The 17,897-nt window shown below is 40.0% G+C and carries 17 protein-coding genes, 1 tRNA gene and 1 riboswitch; of the genes, 10 read left to right on the top strand and 8 right to left on the bottom strand.

All coding sequences use genetic code 11. The features are described 5' to 3' along the window. Positions 1-2: 2 nt before the first annotated feature. The 7 genes from OCV82_RS04160 (at position 3) to OCV82_RS04130 (ending at position 7,982) form a co-directional block, all read left to right on the top strand. Positions 3-554, top strand: a complete 552-nt coding sequence (locus OCV82_RS04160) for a chromate transporter (RefSeq protein WP_154043255.1) — start codon at positions 3-5, stop codon at positions 552-554. Between the two features lie 71 nt (positions 555-625). Then, complete coding sequence (locus OCV82_RS04155) at positions 626-1,189, top strand: chromate transporter (RefSeq protein WP_154043254.1); 564 nt, start codon at positions 626-628, stop codon at positions 1,187-1,189. A 96-nt stretch (positions 1,190-1,285) separates the two neighbouring features. Further along, positions 1,286-1,493: riboswitch (cobalamin riboswitch) on the top strand. Between the two features lie 67 nt (positions 1,494-1,560). Next, the gene (locus OCV82_RS04150; RefSeq protein WP_154043253.1) at positions 1,561-3,573 is read left to right on the top strand and encodes a TonB-dependent receptor plug domain-containing protein; all 2,013 of its coding nucleotides are present in this window, start codon (positions 1,561-1,563) and stop codon (positions 3,571-3,573) included. A gap of 64 nt (positions 3,574-3,637) precedes the next feature. Beyond that, a complete protein-coding gene (locus tag OCV82_RS04145) occupies positions 3,638-4,720 on the top strand; it encodes a YncE family protein (protein WP_154043252.1) in 1,083 nt (360 codons plus the stop codon). A gap of 35 nt (positions 4,721-4,755) precedes the next feature. Beyond that, the gene (locus tag OCV82_RS04140) at positions 4,756-5,898 is read left to right on the top strand and encodes an ABC transporter substrate-binding protein (protein WP_154043251.1); all 1,143 of its coding nucleotides are present in this window, start codon (positions 4,756-4,758) and stop codon (positions 5,896-5,898) included. A gap of 39 nt (positions 5,899-5,937) precedes the next feature. Further along, positions 5,938-6,969: an iron ABC transporter permease gene (locus OCV82_RS04135; RefSeq protein WP_154043250.1), complete on the top strand. Its 1,032-nt coding sequence runs from the start codon at positions 5,938-5,940 to the stop codon at positions 6,967-6,969. Beyond that, on the top strand, positions 6,969-7,982 hold the full coding sequence (locus tag OCV82_RS04130) for an ABC transporter ATP-binding protein (RefSeq protein WP_154043249.1): 1,014 nt from the start codon (positions 6,969-6,971) through the stop codon (positions 7,980-7,982). The genes OCV82_RS04135 and OCV82_RS04130 overlap by 1 nt, the downstream gene beginning before the upstream one ends. A gap of 6 nt (positions 7,983-7,988) precedes the next feature. On the opposite strand, the gene OCV82_RS04125 is transcribed toward OCV82_RS04130, so the two are convergent. Further along, a complete protein-coding gene (locus OCV82_RS04125; RefSeq protein WP_154043248.1) occupies positions 7,989-8,498 on the bottom strand; it encodes a nitroreductase family protein in 510 nt (169 codons plus the stop codon). Positions 8,499-8,551: 53 nt separating this feature from the next. Then, on the bottom strand, positions 8,552-9,211 hold the full coding sequence (locus OCV82_RS04120; RefSeq protein ID WP_154043247.1) for a DUF2490 domain-containing protein: 660 nt from the start codon (positions 9,209-9,211) through the stop codon (positions 8,552-8,554). A 112-nt stretch (positions 9,212-9,323) separates the two neighbouring features. Between OCV82_RS04120 and OCV82_RS04115 the strand changes: the two genes are divergently transcribed. Then, a complete protein-coding gene (locus OCV82_RS04115) occupies positions 9,324-9,977 on the top strand; it encodes an HAD family hydrolase (RefSeq protein ID WP_154043246.1) in 654 nt (217 codons plus the stop codon). A gap of 159 nt (positions 9,978-10,136) precedes the next feature. Here OCV82_RS04115 and OCV82_RS04110 read toward each other — a convergent pair whose 3' ends face one another. The 4 genes from OCV82_RS04110 to OCV82_RS04095 all read right to left on the bottom strand — a co-directional run bounded on the left by OCV82_RS04110 (position 10,137) and on the right by OCV82_RS04095 (position 14,969). After that, positions 10,137-12,320, bottom strand: coding sequence for a glutamine synthetase III family protein (locus OCV82_RS04110; protein ID WP_262912055.1), 2,184 nt, complete (start codon positions 12,318-12,320; stop codon positions 10,137-10,139). 101 nt (positions 12,321-12,421) lie between these two features. Further along, the gene (locus OCV82_RS04105) at positions 12,422-13,726 is read right to left on the bottom strand and encodes an ammonium transporter (RefSeq protein WP_154043360.1); all 1,305 of its coding nucleotides are present in this window, start codon (positions 13,724-13,726) and stop codon (positions 12,422-12,424) included. Positions 13,727-13,841: 115 nt separating this feature from the next. Further along, positions 13,842-14,198 carry a P-II family nitrogen regulator gene (locus OCV82_RS04100; RefSeq protein WP_154043244.1) on the bottom strand — a complete coding sequence of 119 codons (357 nt, stop codon included), beginning with the start codon at positions 14,196-14,198 and terminating at the stop codon, positions 13,842-13,844. A gap of 66 nt (positions 14,199-14,264) precedes the next feature. Then, positions 14,265-14,969 carry a TorF family putative porin gene (locus OCV82_RS04095; protein WP_375338106.1) on the bottom strand — a complete coding sequence of 235 codons (705 nt, stop codon included), beginning with the start codon at positions 14,967-14,969 and terminating at the stop codon, positions 14,265-14,267. A gap of 399 nt (positions 14,970-15,368) precedes the next feature. Here OCV82_RS04095 and OCV82_RS04090 point away from each other — a divergent pair, with 399 nt between their 5' ends. Continuing rightward, positions 15,369-15,941 carry a superoxide dismutase gene (locus OCV82_RS04090; RefSeq protein WP_154043242.1) on the top strand — a complete coding sequence of 191 codons (573 nt, stop codon included), beginning with the start codon at positions 15,369-15,371 and terminating at the stop codon, positions 15,939-15,941. Positions 15,942-16,018: 77 nt separating this feature from the next. On the opposite strand, the gene OCV82_RS04085 is transcribed toward OCV82_RS04090, so the two are convergent. Beyond that, positions 16,019-16,843 carry a hypothetical protein gene (locus OCV82_RS04085; protein WP_154043241.1) on the bottom strand — a complete coding sequence of 275 codons (825 nt, stop codon included), beginning with the start codon at positions 16,841-16,843 and terminating at the stop codon, positions 16,019-16,021. A gap of 264 nt (positions 16,844-17,107) precedes the next feature. Here OCV82_RS04085 and OCV82_RS04080 point away from each other — a divergent pair. After that, a tRNA-Lys gene (locus OCV82_RS04080) sits at positions 17,108-17,180 on the top strand. Positions 17,181-17,228: 48 nt separating this feature from the next. On the opposite strand, the gene OCV82_RS04075 is transcribed toward OCV82_RS04080, so the two are convergent. Further along, entirely contained in the window at positions 17,229-17,750 is a 522-nt protein-coding gene (locus tag OCV82_RS04075) for a hypothetical protein (RefSeq protein WP_154043240.1), read from the bottom strand. Positions 17,751-17,897 lie beyond the last annotated feature (147 nt).

Below are 17,897 nucleotides of genomic sequence, written 5' to 3'. Positions count from 1 at the left end.
ACATGATATATCTAAATTATTTTACAATATTCTTCCGAATAGGACTATTCACAATAGGAGGCGGTTATGCCATGGTTCCACTGATTGAAGCGGAAATAGTTGATAAAAGGAAATGGATAAAAAAAGAAGAATTCCTTGACCTCATGGCATTGTCGCAAACAGTTCCGGGAATATTCGCCGTCAACATCGCAATATTCATAGGGTATAAACTGCGTAAATTCTGGGGAGCATTCTTCATGGCTTTAGGAACAATCATGCCATCATTTCTGATAATACTGGCCATTGCACTATTCTTCAGGCAGTTCCAGCATCTGGAGCCTGTTGAAAGAGTATTCAAGGGCATACGTCCCGGAGTAGTGGCATTAATTGCCGCACCTACTTTCAAAATGGCTAAAACCGCACGTATCAACAGATACAATATATGGATTCCGGCAGTATCTGCACTGCTTATATGGCTGCTCGGCTTCTCGCCTATCTACGTAATTATTCTGTCAGGACTTGGCGGATATATTTACGGGCGATATAAAAGAAAAACTGAGGATAAAAGCAAATGACAGAGAGTTGAAAGTCAGTAAAAGCCACACCCAAATTCTTAATTATTAACTTTTAATTTTTAATTTACAACATGATATTCCTACAACTATTCTATACATTCTTCAAGATAGGTCTCTTCGGATTCGGCGGAGGCTATGCAATGTTGTCCATGATACAAGGTGAAGTTGTGACACGTCATGACTGGCTCAGTTCTTCTGAATTCACAGATATAGTTGCCATCAGCCAGATGACACCCGGTCCTATCGGTATAAACTCTGCCACATACGTTGGTTATACAGCTGTAGTTAATGCCGGCTACTCTCATGGAATAGGCGTTTTAGGTTCTGCCATAGCAACATGTTCTGTAGTCTTGCCTTCATTCATCCTGATGATATTGATAAGCAAATTCTTTTTGAAATATCAGAAACACCCTGTAGTGGCTTCTGTATTCGACGGGCTACGCCCAGGAGTAGTGGGACTTTTAGCATCTGCAGCCCTTGTACTGATGAATACCGAGAATTTTGGTTCGGACACTTACAGCATAATAACGAGCATAGCGATTTTCGCTTCAGTGTTCATCGCTTCACACAAATATAAAGTCAATCCTATACTTCTTATCATACTCTGCGGCATCGCTGGATTTATATTATATTGACACATCATCTAATTACTCATAGTATCTGAAGATTGCATTCCATATATAGTAAAAATGCGAAAATAAAATAAATGATTTTCAATTTTCCGTTTTTTTCATATATTTGCAATGTTTTGTTCCAATATGCCTATTTACAGGATGAGGATGAAAAGGGAATCGGGTGAAAATCCCGGACAGTCCCGCTGCTGTAATCTCCACAGAATAAGGATAGCTTAATATCTGTTTAACCACTGTCAAACTTGATGACGGGAAGGTAAAGCCATCCGGAGTAAGTCAGAAGACCTGCAAAACAAGAAATCATACCACAGCATTCTCGAGGAAAGAATGATGCGGATACATGTAATTTTTGTAAGATACTTATTGAGTAAGAAATGGGCAAACTGAATTATGTTGTCCACAGGTACGCTGTAACTGTACTGTTTTTATGTCCGATAATGGTATCTATGGCACAGAAGAACAACACAGACAGCATCACCGGTAGGATACACCAAATTCCGGACGTTACTATCAGTGCGAGAAAGACTCCATCAGCCTTAATGGCAACGTCACCGCTTCAGATACTGAAAAAATCAGAGCTGGAGCGTATGGGAGTGTATGATGTAGCCGAAGCCGTAAAACACTTTTCGGGAGTTAATGTAAAAGACTACGGAGGTATAGGAGGACTGAAAACTGTTTCCATAAGAAGTATGGGAGCACAGCATACAGGAGTTATATACGATGGAGTAAGCATAAGCGACTGCCAGTCTGGACAAGTTGATATTTCAAGGTACTCTCTGAGTAATGTATCAGAACTTTCTCTTACAATTGGTCAGACTGATGATATATATCAAAGTGCAAAAGCTTTTGCCTCGGCAGGAGTTCTCAACATAAAGACTATAACACCTGACATAGAAAAAGGTAAATACAGTATTAACGCTTCCTTCAAAACCGGCTCATATGGTTTGATTAATCCCTCTGTAATGTATAGCCATAAAATAACCAATAAAACTGGTCTTTCATTTTATGGAGATTATCTGCAAGCCGACGGTAACTACAGATTTAAATTATGGAACGGAAACCAACTGATTGATGCAAAAAGGAACAACAGCGACATACGTTCTTACAGAGCAGAAGCAAATCTGTACTCATCCATTACCTCCAAACAAGACCTACAAGTAAAAGCATACCTATTTGACTCAGAAAGAGGACTGCCGGGAAGTGTGGTTTACGACAATCCTTATTCTGCTGAAAGACTGTACGATAGAAACTACTTCGGACAAGTGCGTTACGAAAACAGATGGAATAAACGGTTGAAAATGCAGGTACTTGGAAAATTCAACTACAGTTGGAATAGAGACTATAACGACAAGTCATCCGGAATAACAGACGACCGATACAGACAGACAGAGACCTATCTGTCAGCCACCGTAATGGGCAGTCCGATAAAAAATCTTTCTTTCTCATTTGCACAGGATTTTGCATATAATTATCTGTACACTAACCTGAGAGATTGCCAGTTTCCTGAAAGATTTACTGTACTGAGTGCTTTGGCTGCCAGATATGAACGTACCAACTTCTCAGCTTCGGCTTCACTGCTCAACACATACATAACAGAGAATGTGAAGATAGGTAAAGCTGCAAATGACAGGAAACGTCTGTCTCCTGCGGTCAGTATATCGTGGAAACCTTTACGTCAGCACGGATTAAGGATAAGAGCCTCGTATAAGGATATATTCAGAACTCCTACATTCAACGACCTGTATTATCTCCTTATAGGGAATACCAATCTTCGTCCGGAAACCACACGACAGGGAAACTTCGGAGTGACATACAATAGATCGGACTCTAACAGACGATTCAGATTCCTTAGCCTTTCAGCTGATGTATATTATAATAAGGTCAACGACAAGATTGTTGCAGTTCCCACCATGTTTGTGTGGAAAATGATGAATGTCGGTAAAGTTGAGACTATAGGAACAGACATAAACATATCATCGGAATACAGTCTGACAGACAAAATAAACCTTTATATCACAGCTAACTATAACTTTATCCAGGCAGAGGATATAACCGACCCTGAATCAAAAACATGGAGAAACCAGATTGTATATACTCCAAAACATTCAGGAGGAGGAAGTCTCACAATAGAGAACCCATGGGTGAATATTACATATAATGTAACCTTTGCTTCTGAGAGATATACTCTGGCACAAAACCTTCCTTCGTACCGTATTGAGCCATATTCCGATCATAGCTTATCGGCATACAGATTTTTTTCCTGGAAAAAGCACAAATTCAAGATTCAGCTGGATGCATTAAATCTGAGCGGAAAAAACTATGAGGTCATAAGATTTTATCCTATGCCGGGAAGAAACTATAAAGTATCACTGAGTTATATTCTATAACAGATAAAACTCTATGAATAAGAATATTAAATCATTAAACAACAACAAATAAAAACAGAACATTATGAAATTGAAATTCATTTATCTTACAGCAGCTATGTTTCTTATCACTGCAATGACATCATGTAATAACGATGAACCGGGAATTGATGGTGGAACAGAAAAACCTGTAATCACCACAGGAGCATACATAATTAACACTGGCAACTGGGGTGCCAATGACGGTTCAATACAATGGTACGATATAGACAAAGGCACAGCGTCATCTGATATTTATGCAGCAAGTAACGGCAAAGGAATAGGTGACCTTCAGGACTTATGTGTTTATGGCTCTAAACTATATGCAGTAAGCACCACTTCTTCAAAAATAGAGATACTGGACAAGGAAGGAAAAATAATAAAAAGCATGCCACTTACAACGTCCGACAATAAACCTCTGCAACCAAGATTTGCCACAGCAGGCGACGGATTTGTATTCTTTACTGCATACGACGGTACTGTTTCCAAACTTGATACCCTGTCTCAAGAAATAGTTTCTTCTGTAAATGTAGGGGATTATCCGGAGGGATTGTCATACACCAAGGGAAAAATCTTCGTAAATATCTCCGGATATGGTATGGGAAATACAGTTGCGGTAGTAGATGCAAAGACCATGACCAAAGTCGAGGATATTACAGTTTTGCTTAATCCTTATACGCAAAGCATTGTGGGTAGCGACGGATTTGTGTATATTGTATCAAATGGTAACTATGCCGGATCTGAAGGACTAGAAGAGGAGGATTATATCTACGGAACTATGCAACGTATAAATCCAGATACATATCAGGTTGAGGAACTATGCAACGCTTCATACATAGCCAACAATGGCGACAAGATGTATATTCTCTACTCTGAGTTCCATCTGCCGGAAAGAGCAAAGTGTTTCGTATATGATATCAAGACCAGTAAAGAGACAGAATTCGTAAAATTCAGCGACATACCAAACCCAGGCGGTATAGCTGTTGACCCTGAGACAGAAGATGTGTACATAATAAACCAGCCATACGGAGCGTTGAACGACGTATATGTGTACGACAAGAACGGCAACAAAAAATCTCAATTTGAAGCCGGTCAATACACTACAGGAATACGTTTTGTAACAGAATAAAAGCCAAAAGAAGAAATATCTGCATCATTATTATAATGAAGAAATCATTTTTACTATCTGCCAATATAGTAACATTAGTCCTGCTTCTCTCTGCATGCAGCGGAGGAAGCAGGACTTCCTCGCATTCTGAAACTCCTGTCGATACAGTAAAATTCAGTTATGCGGAAAACATCAGAATTCTGAAATTCAAGGATTATACCAAAGTGGAACTGCGCAATCCATGGGATACACTGAAAACTCTGCATACGTACATACTGACAGACAGAGACAATACCAACACCGGCAATCTGCCCGAAGGAACTATAGTTCGTACTCCTTTAAATAATGCCATTGTTTACTCATCTGTTCACAACTCCCTCTTGGCCGAAACAGGAGCTATCAAATCCATAGCCGGAGTGTGCGACATTCAGTATATCAAGCATCCACAGATAAAGGAGATGTACGAAGGTGGCTTCATAGCCGACTGCGGCTCTTCAATGAGTCCCGACATAGAAAAGATTATCGACCTCAATGCCGATGCGGTACTGCTCTCTCCTTTTGAGAATAGCGGCGGGTACGGAAGAATAGAAAGTATAGGAATACCCATCATAGAATGTGCCGACTATATGGAGACATCTCCCCTAGGCAGAGCAGAATGGATGAAGTTTTATGGACTCCTTACAGGTAAAGAGGAAGAGACTGACTCACTGTTCAGAAAAATAGAGAAACAATATCTCACTCTGAAACATATGACAAAAGATGTCCACGACCGCCCTACTGTGATTACTGAATTGAAATATTCATCTGCATGGTATGTTCCCGGAGGAAGAAGCACCATGGCCAGGATGATAAACGATGCCGGAGGAGACTACATATTCAGCTATACAAAGGAAAGCGGCTCAGTGCCTATGTCGTTCGAGACAGTTCTGGACAAAGGTCAGAAAGCTGACTTCTGGCTCATAAAGTATAATCAGAAACAGGATAAGACATACTCCGAACTGAAAAACGACTACTCTCCATATACCAATTTTGACGCGTGGAAAAATAAACGTATCTTTGGATGCAATACCTCGTACGTAAACTTCTACGAAGAGACGCCTTTTCATCCGGAGACTCTGCTCAGAGACCTGATTATAATCTTCCATCCGGAAATTATGAAAAATGAAAAGACACAGTATTATACAGAATTGAAGTTTTAACTGTTGATTTTGATTACTCGTCTATTAAAGAATAAAATTTTGAGAAACAGGAATACCATATATATCGCACTGCTTGCCATCCTGACTGTAACCCTTGCCGCCATAAGTCTGTATTATGGTTCAGTCAGTATTCCGGCATCTGTGGTTACCGATATACTTTCAGGTGGAGAGGCGGAAAAATCCAGCTGGACTTACATAGTCCTGCAGTCGCGTGTACCACAGACCATTACCGCTATACTAACCGGAGCCGCACTTGCCGTTTCCGGACTTATGCTGCAGACTGTATTCAACAATCCTCTGGCAGATTCATCCATACTGGGAATAAGTTCCGGCTCCAGTCTCGGAGCCGCACTGGTAATACTTGGTATGGGAGGAAGCATAACGGTATCTACCATCAGTCTCGGCGGATTTCTGTCCGTCATCGCTGGAGCCATGGCAGGCGCATTCGCCATAATGGCATTCATCCTGTTTCTATCCACACTGATAAAGAACAACGTCATGCTTCTGATAGCCGGAATTATGACAGGGTACGTCACTTCATCGGCAATATCACTTCTAAACTTCTTCTCTACAGCCGAAGGAGTACACTCCTACGTCACATGGGGAATGGGAAATTTCGGAGGTGTATCGCTCACTCAACTTCCTACCTTCTCCTCAATGATATTAATAGGGCTGGCAATATCCGTAATGCTCATAAAGCCTATGAATGCTCTTTTGCTGGGAACTAGATATGCGGAAAATCTTGGCGTAAATATCCGCCGAACAAGGAATATGCTCCTGCTGTCAACAGGAATACTGACTGCCGTAACAACTGCGTTCTGCGGACCGATTTCGTTTATCGGGCTGGCTGTACCTCATATTGCACGGCTTCTGCTAGGAACATCAAACCATAACTCACTTCTCCCCACAACCGCACTCTGTGGAGCAGCAATGGCTCTGTTATGTTCGATAGTGAGCATACTTCCGGGAGAGAATGGTATCATACCGATAAATGCCGTAACACCGGTACTCGGAGCTCCGGTAATAATATATGTAATTATAAACCAGAAGAAAATACAATACTTTAACTGATGGAAAACAACGATGTGATTACAGCTACCAATCTGAGTATCGGCTACCACACGAAAAACAGGAAAACTACCGTACAGTCCAACCTCAACTTCACACTGAAGGGAGGCAACCTGACATGTCTGCTTGGTCCGAACGGTGCGGGAAAGTCAACTCTCCTGCGTACAATCTCAGCATCGCAACCTATATTGGACGGTAGCCTCAACATTATGGACAAACCTGTAGAAAGATATTCGGAAAAGGAACTGTCGCGCACCATCGGACTTGTACTGACGGAAAGGATTTTTGCAGGAGCATTGACGGTACGACAGCTTGTAGCCCTTGGACGCCAGCCGCACACCGGTTTCTTCGGACGCTTGTCTGCTTACGACAAAGAAATAATAGACCATGCGCTGCATCTTACAGGAATAAGCCATAAAGCAGAAACTTATACGGCTAACCTCTCTGACGGAGAACGCCAAAAGGCCATGATAGCCAAAGCCATAGTACAGGAATGTCCGATAATACTTCTTGATGAACCGACCGCATTCCTTGATGCAGTAAGCAGAATAGAAATACTCACATTGCTCCACCGCCTGGCGCATGAAGAAAACAAAGCCATATTACTCTCCACCCACGACATTGAGCAGGCGCTGGTTACAGCCGACTATCTATGGCTGCTCACTCCTAAAAACGGAATACATTCCGGAGTGACGGAAGACATAATATTATCCGGACTGATGGACCAGCTTTTTCCTGAAGCAGAAATTAAATTCGACCTTATGCACGGAGGATACTCCCCTACCGTGAAAGCCGACCGTTCCATCATACTATATACAGACGACCAGATACTTAAACACTGGACACAGAACGCACTGAACCGCCACGGATTTCTGTGTCTGGACAAACAGGCGGCACAGGAAGACAAAAAACTGCCGGAACTTAAAGTTCTGTCATCATCAGAAATGCAATTACATATTGATGAAAAGAACTATAGTTGCGGCAGTTTCGGCGAGCTTATATCTATACTAAGTTAAGATATATCAGATATATACACAGATCTCATCCATATCCTTCCTTTTCTTCTCCGGTATTTCAGTATCAGGTGTATAGCCCACAGGAATTAGAGCAACCGGCTCCATCTCCTCAGGCAAGGACATCAACTGATGACAGAGTGCAGCATCGAAATTACATACCCAGCAAGTACCTAGCCCCTGTTCCGCAGCAGCAAGACACAGATGCTCGATAGCTATTGCCAGATCAATATCTGCATGATCCTTATTGTCCGAGCGACGATGCCATGACTCATCATGTTTGGCACATGCCACAATAATACATGGAGCAGACATTATCCATTCACGCTTATAAGTTGACTTTATATCATTCAGCTTATCTTTATCCGTTACAATATAGAATTTCCACGGCTGGAAGTTCACAGCTGACGGAGCCATACGAACACATTCCATGATATAATCTATCTTCTCTTTCTCAATCTGACGTTCTTCGTATGAACGTACAGAATAACGCTTATTTACCAAATCAAGAAAACTCATAAATTAAAGTATTATTTTAGTTGTTAGTATGATACTAAATGTTTTTTAATCTATCACAAATTGATTATAAACTCCACACCGGCAATATTGGTCTTTGTGGAAATATCATCCTGCCTGCAATAAAAAACCGATAATGAATACATATCAGTAAGATTCATCCTTAATCCCGGCATATAGCGGATTCTTTCAGCTTTGAAAGCATCATTATTCTCCAAATCATTGAAGGCCTCAATTGAAAAATACGGGACCAATATAGTTGCTGGTATATTATAGTCAAACATCAGTCTGGAACGAATTATCATCTCATCATCGCCTAAAGCGAATGTATGTTGAAACCTCTCCCTCCAGCGGATTCTGAAATCGCCCTTCTTCCAGAATGCTTCCGAGCCCAGATGATACCTGTAGGCATTGAAGTTACCCTTCGAAGCACTGTTCCTGCGATGATAGGCAAAGACACCTTTCAGTTCCCATTTAGGCAGAACCTTGTAACCCAATCCGGCATTTATAAAAAATCTCTCAAAAGCACTGAAATTATCCCTTGACCTGACTTGCACTTTCGACATAAGTCTAAGATTCTTATTAAACTTATGATTTACAGCTACAGATGTCCATGAACTCCAGTCAGCCCCGTCCTGCGCCATCAATGGAAAATTTCCCAATGCAAGAAGCCCACAAATTACCAACAATAATATACCCGACCTATGTGTTTTCATAATTTTATAACTTTTTACAGTCACAAAGATATAACAAATCAAACGATTTAACTAAGTTTGCAGTCGATTTATAAACTATAGGATAATCAAACAAAAAGAAAATTCTTTATTCATGAAACTTGTAATATTCGATTTAGACGGCACATTACTGAACACAATAGCCGACCTGGCTGCGGCTACCAACTATGCACTTGAGCAATATGGACTTCCTACACATAATGAAGATGAATATAAATTTTTCGTAGGAAACGGAATAAACAAGCTATTCGAACGTGCATTGCCGGAAGATAAGAGAAACGATGAATATGTTATGAAAATACGCTCTGAGTTTGTACCTTATTACGATGCGCACAATTCAGATCTGAGCAAACCTTATCCTGGAATGAACAGTCTTCTGGCAGATCTGCAGAAAAACAACATACAGATAGCAGTAGCTTCAAATAAATATCAGGCAGCAGCCGTAAAGCTGGTAAGACAGTATTTTCCTGACATAAACTTCTGCGAAATACTCGGGCAGCGTGATGGAGTTCCATCAAAACCGGACCCAACAATAGTAAATGAGATATCAGAACATGCAGGCATATGCAAAGAAGAAATCGTGTACGTTGGCGATTCATGCGTTGACATGGAAACTGGTAAAAATGCAGGAGTAAAAACTGTTGGAGTAAGCTGGGGATTCCGTCCTAGAACAGAACTTGAAGCATACCAACCGGATTTCATTGCCGATGATGCGAATGAGTTGAAAAGTTTCTTATTGGAACAATAAATAAAACAGTAAAGGAGATAAAGAAGTTAAAGGAGATAAAGCTCAACACTTTATCTCCTTTAATACTTTTATATATCATAACAACAGAGCCGATACACCATCACGGCGTACCGGCTCTTTCTCTGAATTAAACAACCAATAAATAGAGAATCGTATATGTTATCGTATGAACAATAACTCACGATACTTAGGTAAAGTCCACATCTGGTCATCGACAATCAGTTCCAACTTATCTATATGATAACGGATAAGTTCAAGCATTGGAGCGATGTTATCGTGATAAGCTATGGCTTTCTCGCGTTCGGAAGTAATCTTATTAGCCACCTTACGAGCCTCTACCATAGAGTCAACGTGTTCTTTTATATATGCAGTGCGTTCTGAAATTTCCTTAATGATAGCCACATTTCCAGCAGACAGTCTTTCTGCTTCTTCAGCCGGGAACAAACTTTTCATCTTGAATACATTATCAATAAGTTTTGTCTGATAGCTGATAGCTACAGGCACTACATGATTCATAACCAAGTCTCCCAGAACACGTGCCTCAATTTGAATTTTCTTGGTATAAGTCTCCCATTTTACCTCATTGCGTGCTTCAAGTTCCTTACGTGTCATTACGCCTGTTGACTCAAACATCGCTACACTTTCAGGTTTCAGATAGTTATCGAAGATAACCGGACAGCTGGTTTCGCAGTCCAATCCACGCTTGAGAGCTTCTTCTTTCCATTCGTCACTGTAACCATTACCGTCGAAACGGATAGGTTTACTTTCTTTTATGTATTTACGCAATACCTGTAACAAAGCAGAAACTTTCGGTTCGCCTTTTTCAATCAGGTCATCCACTTCTTTCTTGAATATGACAAGCTGTTCTGCAACTGCTGTATTCAATGCAATCATGGCACTTGCACAGTTGGCTTCAGAACCTACTGCACGGAATTCAAATCTGTTTCCGGTAAACGCAAATGGTGAAGTACGGTTACGGTCTGTATTATCAATCAGCAATTCCGGAATCTGAGGTATGTCAAGTTTCATTCCTTGCTTTCCTCCCAATGATACTAAATCTTCATTGGCATTTTCCTCTATATGGTCAAGAACTTTGCTTAACTGTGAGCCAAGGAAAGAAGAAATGATTGCTGGAGGTGCCTCGTTTGCTCCCAGACGATGAGCGTTAGTAGCACTCATGATAGAAGCCTTAAGCAGTCCGTTATGTCTGTAAACAGCCATCAATGTATTGACTACGAATGTAACGAAACGCAAGTTTTCTTCTGTTGTCTTTCCTGGAGCCATCAGTAGAACGCCGGTATCAGTTCCTAAAGACCAGTTGTTATGCTTACCGGAACCATTAACACCCTTAAAAGGTTTTTCGTGAAGCAACACTCTGAAACCATGTGCACGTGCCACTTTACGCATAAGTGACATAACCAGCATATTATGGTCAACAGCCAGATTACATTCCTCATATATCGGAGCAAGCTCAAACTGGTTAGGAGCAACTTCATTATGACGTGTCTTTACAGGAATACCAAGTTCTAGTGCCTGTATCTCCAAATCCTTCATAAATGCTGCGACTCTGGTAGGAATTGCTCCGAAATAATGGTCTTCAAGCTGCTGGTTTTTAGAAGCCTCATGTCCCATAAGTGTACGTCCTGTAAGTAACAAGTCCGGACGAGCTGCATACAAACCTTCGTCAACAAGGAAATACTCCTGTTCCCAACCAAGGAATGCCGTCACCTTTTTCACGTTTGTGTCAAAATACTTGCAAACAGCTACGGCAGCCTTATCAACGGCGCTAAGAGCCTTAAGCAAAGGAGCTTTATAGTCAAGCGACTCTCCTGTATATGCAATGAATACAGTAGGAATACACAATGTATCGTCAACTACAAAAACCGGTGATGAAGGGTCCCATGCGCTATATCCACGAGCCTCGAATGTATTTCTTATACCTCCGTTTGGAAAAGATGACGCATCAGGTTCCTGCTGTACAAGAAGTTTACCGGAGAATTCTTCCATCATGCCACCTTTACCATCATGTTCCACAAACGCATCATGCTTCTCGGCTGTTCCTTCCGTCAGAGGCTGGAACCAGTGTGTATAATGTGTTGCACCAAGTTCGCTTGCCCAACGTTTCATACCTGCCGCCACTTCGTCTGCAGTCTGTCTGTCAAGTGTCGCTCCATGATCCATCGCATCTACCAACTTTGCATAAACCGTACTTGGAAGATACTTGAACATTTTCTCCCTGTTGAATACATATTTGCCAAAATACTCACTCGGACGGCAGCTCGGAACGCTTACCTCCATAGGCTTTGTCTGGAAAGCCTTTTCCACTACATTAAAACGAATCATATTTATTTAGTTGTTAGGTTATTCAATGAATAATTAATAATTAAAAAAGAATTGATGTCTTCTTCACTATTAATTATTCATTGTTCATTATTAATTATAAATTATCTGTTGTATGCCGATTCACCATGTTCATAGATATCAAGTCCTTCTTCTTCCACGCGCTTGTCAACACGCAAGCCAACAGTCGCGTCAGCAATCTTGAACAGGATAAAAGTAACTACCGCACTATATACAATGGAAACTACCGTAGCCACAATCTGTATCCACAACTGATGCCAGTCTCCATACAAAGCACCCTGCACGCCGTCCTCTCCGGAAATAAAACGCGTAGCAAACACACCTGTCAGAACAGAACCAATTATACCACCAACTCCATGCACACCAAAAGCGTCGAGGGCATCATCGTATTTAAACTTAGGCTTTACAGCGGCAACCATGAAAAAGCATACCACGGAAGTAATGATACCGATACACAATGCACCTAGCAAATCAACTGTACCGGCTGCGGGAGTGATAGCCACAAGTCCGGCCACAGCTCCTGTACACGAACCTATGATAGTAGGTTTCTTATTGCAAAACCAATCTATCACCATCCAGGTTATGGCAGCTGCGGCTGTGGCAATATGCGTCACCATAAAAGCGTTCGCCGCCAGTCCGTCGGCCGCCAGCCCACTTCCGGCATTGAATCCGAACCAGCCTAACCACAAGAAAGAAGTTCCCATAAAAACGAAAGTCACGTTGTGTGGCGTAATGGGGTGTCCTACCCTATAATCCATTCGCTTGCCAAGCATGATAGCCATAACCAATGCGGAAATTCCGGCGTTAATATGCACGACCGTACCTCCGGCAAAGTCGATAGCACCCATTTCCTGCAGGAATCCTCCACCCCACACCCAATGGGCCATAGGGAAATAAGCTACAATCACCCACAAAGTAATAAACAATACATATCCGGAAAACTTTATACGCTCGGCAAAAGCACCGAGTATCAATGCCGGCGTAATAATTGCGAACATGCATTGAAACATCGCAAAAAGCAGTTCGGGAATATCGCCTGCTGTAAGGGTGCCGATGCTGATGCCGTGAAGGAAAGCCTTGTCGAAGCCTCCTATTATACACGCCAGCGGATTGCCTGTTTCGGCAAAACTGGTATCGAACGCCCAACTATAGCCGAACGCCACCCACAAAATACTGACTACACCAACAATAAACAGCGTCTGCATGATGACACTCAACACATTTTTCCGTCGAACCAGACCGCCATAAAATAAAGCGATACCGGGAATACTCATAAACAACACCAATATTGAGGCAACCAACAGCCAAGCCGTATTGCCGGAATTCAAAACCGGCTCGGTTACAACAGTTTCTTCACTCGCACACACATCAGGCACCCAACAAAACATAATCAGAAGCATTACGGCATACCGCAACATACGCATGCCGCCTTTTATATATTTGTCCATAATTTATCTCGTTTATTTAGTTATTTTATTATATATGAAAGAATGACGAACAAGGTTATTTCTCCTGTTCCGCATTATAGAGCGCGATGTCTCCACGTTCCCCGGTACGAATGCGAATCGCATCTTCCACCGGAATTACGAAAATACGACCATCGCCTATCTCGCCTGTATGTGCGGCTTTCATTATGGCTTCAACAGTTTTTTCCACATTCTTGTTTCTCACAACAATAGATATCAAAATGCGCTCTATGGAACTTGTATCATATACTACACCTCGATATATGCGTCCCTCGCGTGTCTTCCCGACTCCTCTCACATCGTAATAAGAAAACCATTCTATATCGGCTTTCAGAAGAGCCTCCTTTACATCGTCGAACTTCGTCCGGCGAATAATAGCTTCAATCTTTTTCATAATCTCATTCGTTATTGTATTTGTATATTGTATGTATATTGTATTTGTATATGCTATACCCGGATATCAGAAACTTATTCCGGCTACGAAGTATGCGCCTTTTGTTGTAGGATTCCAGATAGCCTGTGCCCAAAGCGGAAGAGAAAAACTGTCTGTTATCTTTATCTCTTTTGATGCCTGAAGACTTATGGCAGAAACTTTAAAACCGTTGGAATAACCATTATAGAAATCATTAGCCCAAGGAGTGGCTCCAATCTCTGCTGTCCAATCAATGCCTCCCAATGAGAAAGGTGCCGAAACAGAAAAATATGAAGCATATGCATCTTTACCATCTTCGTTTACACCTACCGAACCAGCAAAATTAGTAAACCAATTGACCGCTACAGGTCCGAAATCGTAACCCAAGGCAACTTCAAATGTATGAGCATCCTTATAATCGGAATAACGTGCAGGCGAATCCGCACTTGTAAACCAATAGTCGGTCACTCCGACACTAAAACCACCATACTCATATCCCAGTGTCAAATCAAGTTCTTTAGTATCTGTGCCTTCAAAACCTACAGAACCCCAGGCCGACAAAGAGAAACCTTTGTAAGAAAGTCCTGCTCCCGGCTGAATGCTTACACCACCCAGATCCTGACCACGCCAGATGTAACCACTGACCAAGTCAGCTCCTACCGACGCTTCAACCTTGTCCTGCGCCTTAACACCCGATGCTGATGCCAATCCAATAATAGCAAAAAGCAACATCATTTTTCTACCTTTAATCATTTTCATATCTCTTTACCTTTTTAAAATGAACTTTTGTCTTATTTAAACCAATATCCATGGATTATTGCTATCTATTAGAAAGTATTAAAGTTATATTTATATCTTTATGTCTTTCTTTACTGCAAAAGTACAGCTTTTTGAAAGAAAAAATTCAATTTACCTATACTTTATGTAAATCAAAATACATATATAACAATCCCAAAGAAAATAAGATATTTTTAATTACAGTTTTTAATTATTATCCACTTCATTTTTACTATTTAATACATCGCTAAAATGTAAGAGAAAAATATATACCGGATTTATGCCATACAACATATAAATAACTTCTTCTTTTGACAACATATAATACTAAAGTTTATAACTTTGCAATATAATGATTTTAAAAACATTTTTACTATGATTCACGAAATGCCAAAGCTTCCCTACGACATGGAAGCATTAGCTCCTAAAATGAGCAAAGAAACTTTTGATTACCACTATGGCAAGCATCTGCAAACCTATGTGAACAATTTGAACAAGTTTATAGCAGGTACAGAATTTGAGAACATGAACCTGGAAGACATCATCCGTAACGCCCAAGGACCAACATTCAACAATGCTGCACAGACATGGAACCATACATTTTTCTTCATGTCGCTCACACCTGAGCAAAAGGAAATTCCATCAACACTGTCCGACAAGATAAACTCCACATTTGGTTCCATAGAAAAATTCAAAGAAGAATTTACCAAATCAGCATTAGGTGTATTCGGCTCAGGATGGACTTGGCTAGTAAAAGATAATGAAAACAATCTGAAAATAATGAATACTGCCAATGCCGGCAACCCTATCACCGAAGGTTTTACACCACTTATGGTTATAGACGTTTGGGAACACGCCTACTACATTGACTACAGAAATAACCGTGCAGCTTTTATTGATGCTTTCTGGTCGCTTGTCAACTGGAATAAAGTGGCAGAAAGATTATAAACTTCCAATACCCATAAAAAACGCTTCGATGTTTTAGATAAGAATGCTTTGTAAAACATCGAAGCGTTTTTTATTATTTACTCTATCACAGTTTCAGCTATTTTCTTATTAAGGAACTGCATCTTTAAATTAGCCTCTTTCTGTTCCTTTCTTATTTCTTCCATCGAAGCTAATACCTGAGCCAGTTTGCTAACCTCTACTATTGCCTTGATGTCCGGCGAGTACATAACAGTTCTGTAAGTTCTATCACCAATAAATTCAAGCTTCAATGACTTGGCATCCTTATTCGCTATTATAAACCCAACGACACCACCGTCTGCACCAACCTTATAATCTGCCTTTTCAATCTTTCGTCCCAAGTCCGAAGTGACATACATATCTGGCGATTCAGGTGTTTGAGCAAAAGCATCAGCAGAACTAACCTTTACAGATGTATGATTTAAAGAACCGCCTGCACAATAAATGGAAGTAAGTGACATTTCTCCCTTTTCACTTACACAAGCCCTCAAAAATGTTCTTCCTATATTTTTTTCAACAACTTGCGACGGATAAAAGTAATTTCCTATTTCCTGATATGCCGTATCTTTTTCAAGTACAAATGCAACTTTCATGGAATCCAAAACAGCCTGCTTTACCGCCATCATACTGTCAAGATATTCTAGGGATGTTTTCTGTTCTTCCAATTCAACCTGCTGCATAAGTCTTACAGCTTTCTTGCGGACTTCAAACACTTTAGGATATAAATTCCTTATACTATCTATCTGAAGTTTAGCCTCACTATAATTAGCCGACTTAAAGGACTCCTCTGCTCTATTGAACAGCTCTGTGGCTTTTTTTTCTTCCTGCCCACATGAAGCAAGAAATAAAATCATAAATGGAACAAGAAATTTTCTGACTTTCATATATACATTATTATATTATAATAGTACGGCAAAAATACATAATATTACATCAAACATATCTATGTTATACGAAAAAAAATAATTTTTGCTCCCGGTTATGTAGAGTTTATCACACAACCCATTTAATTTTATCATTTTTTTCATCCTGATTTACAGGACTTTTTAAAATTTCATTATAAAAAATCATTCAAATATTTTGCAGTTTCAAAAATAAGTCATACCTTTGCACTCGCTATCGGGAAATAACGATAGCAAAACAGGATTGATTCGCTAGCTCAGCAGGTAGAGCACAACACTTTTAATGTTGGGGTCTTGGGTTCGAGCCCCAAGCGGATCACTCAAAAAGAATACCGCTGATAACTAATCGTTATCGGCGGTTTCTTTTTTATCCATAAAGCACTGTTTTTTTATACCCCAATTTACGACATAATTCTTCGTAATCCTTTTCACTTGTAACAAACAGTTTCAAAATATCTTTTTCTTTTATTCCTTTGTTTTTATGACCAAGTTCTCTTCTTATGAAAAGTAATAATTTAAAATAATTATCTAATGTTATTGCTGAATCATTTTTGTTTGTATCAAAGTTTAATTTGATAAAATGTTTTAATACTTTATCAGAAGCATTAAACAATAGAAGTTGCTTTAATTCCATATATCGTTTAGTATAAGTATCTTTATCCAACTCCTTATTATCCAAAGTATCTTTTAACAAGTCAAAAATATAACTATATACCTTGTTGTATATATCACTTTTTTCTTCTCTTAACTTTAAACATAAAGTAGCTTTGCTGTTTTTGTTTATCTGATAAGATACACGAAAGAAAGCAATAATCGCCACTAGTATAGCTGACAAAACGCCTAATATCGCAACTAACAATTCTTTATTATTTATAATTCTTTCTATCATATAATATATAGCTTATACTATAAATTTTATTTATAACATTTGCAAACATTACACATAAGTCGAATAATCTCAAATCATTTTAATACACTGAATCAAATGTTAAATTCTAATTTTAGTCCATATTACTATATAAACTGTTATTTATTA

The sequence above is a fragment of the Bacteroides cellulolyticus genome (genome assembly GCF_025567135.1).
In the GTDB taxonomy this organism is placed as follows: domain Bacteria; phylum Bacteroidota; class Bacteroidia; order Bacteroidales; family Bacteroidaceae; genus Phocaeicola; species Phocaeicola cellulolyticus.
This window is presented reverse-complemented; position numbering and strand designations above follow the sequence as displayed.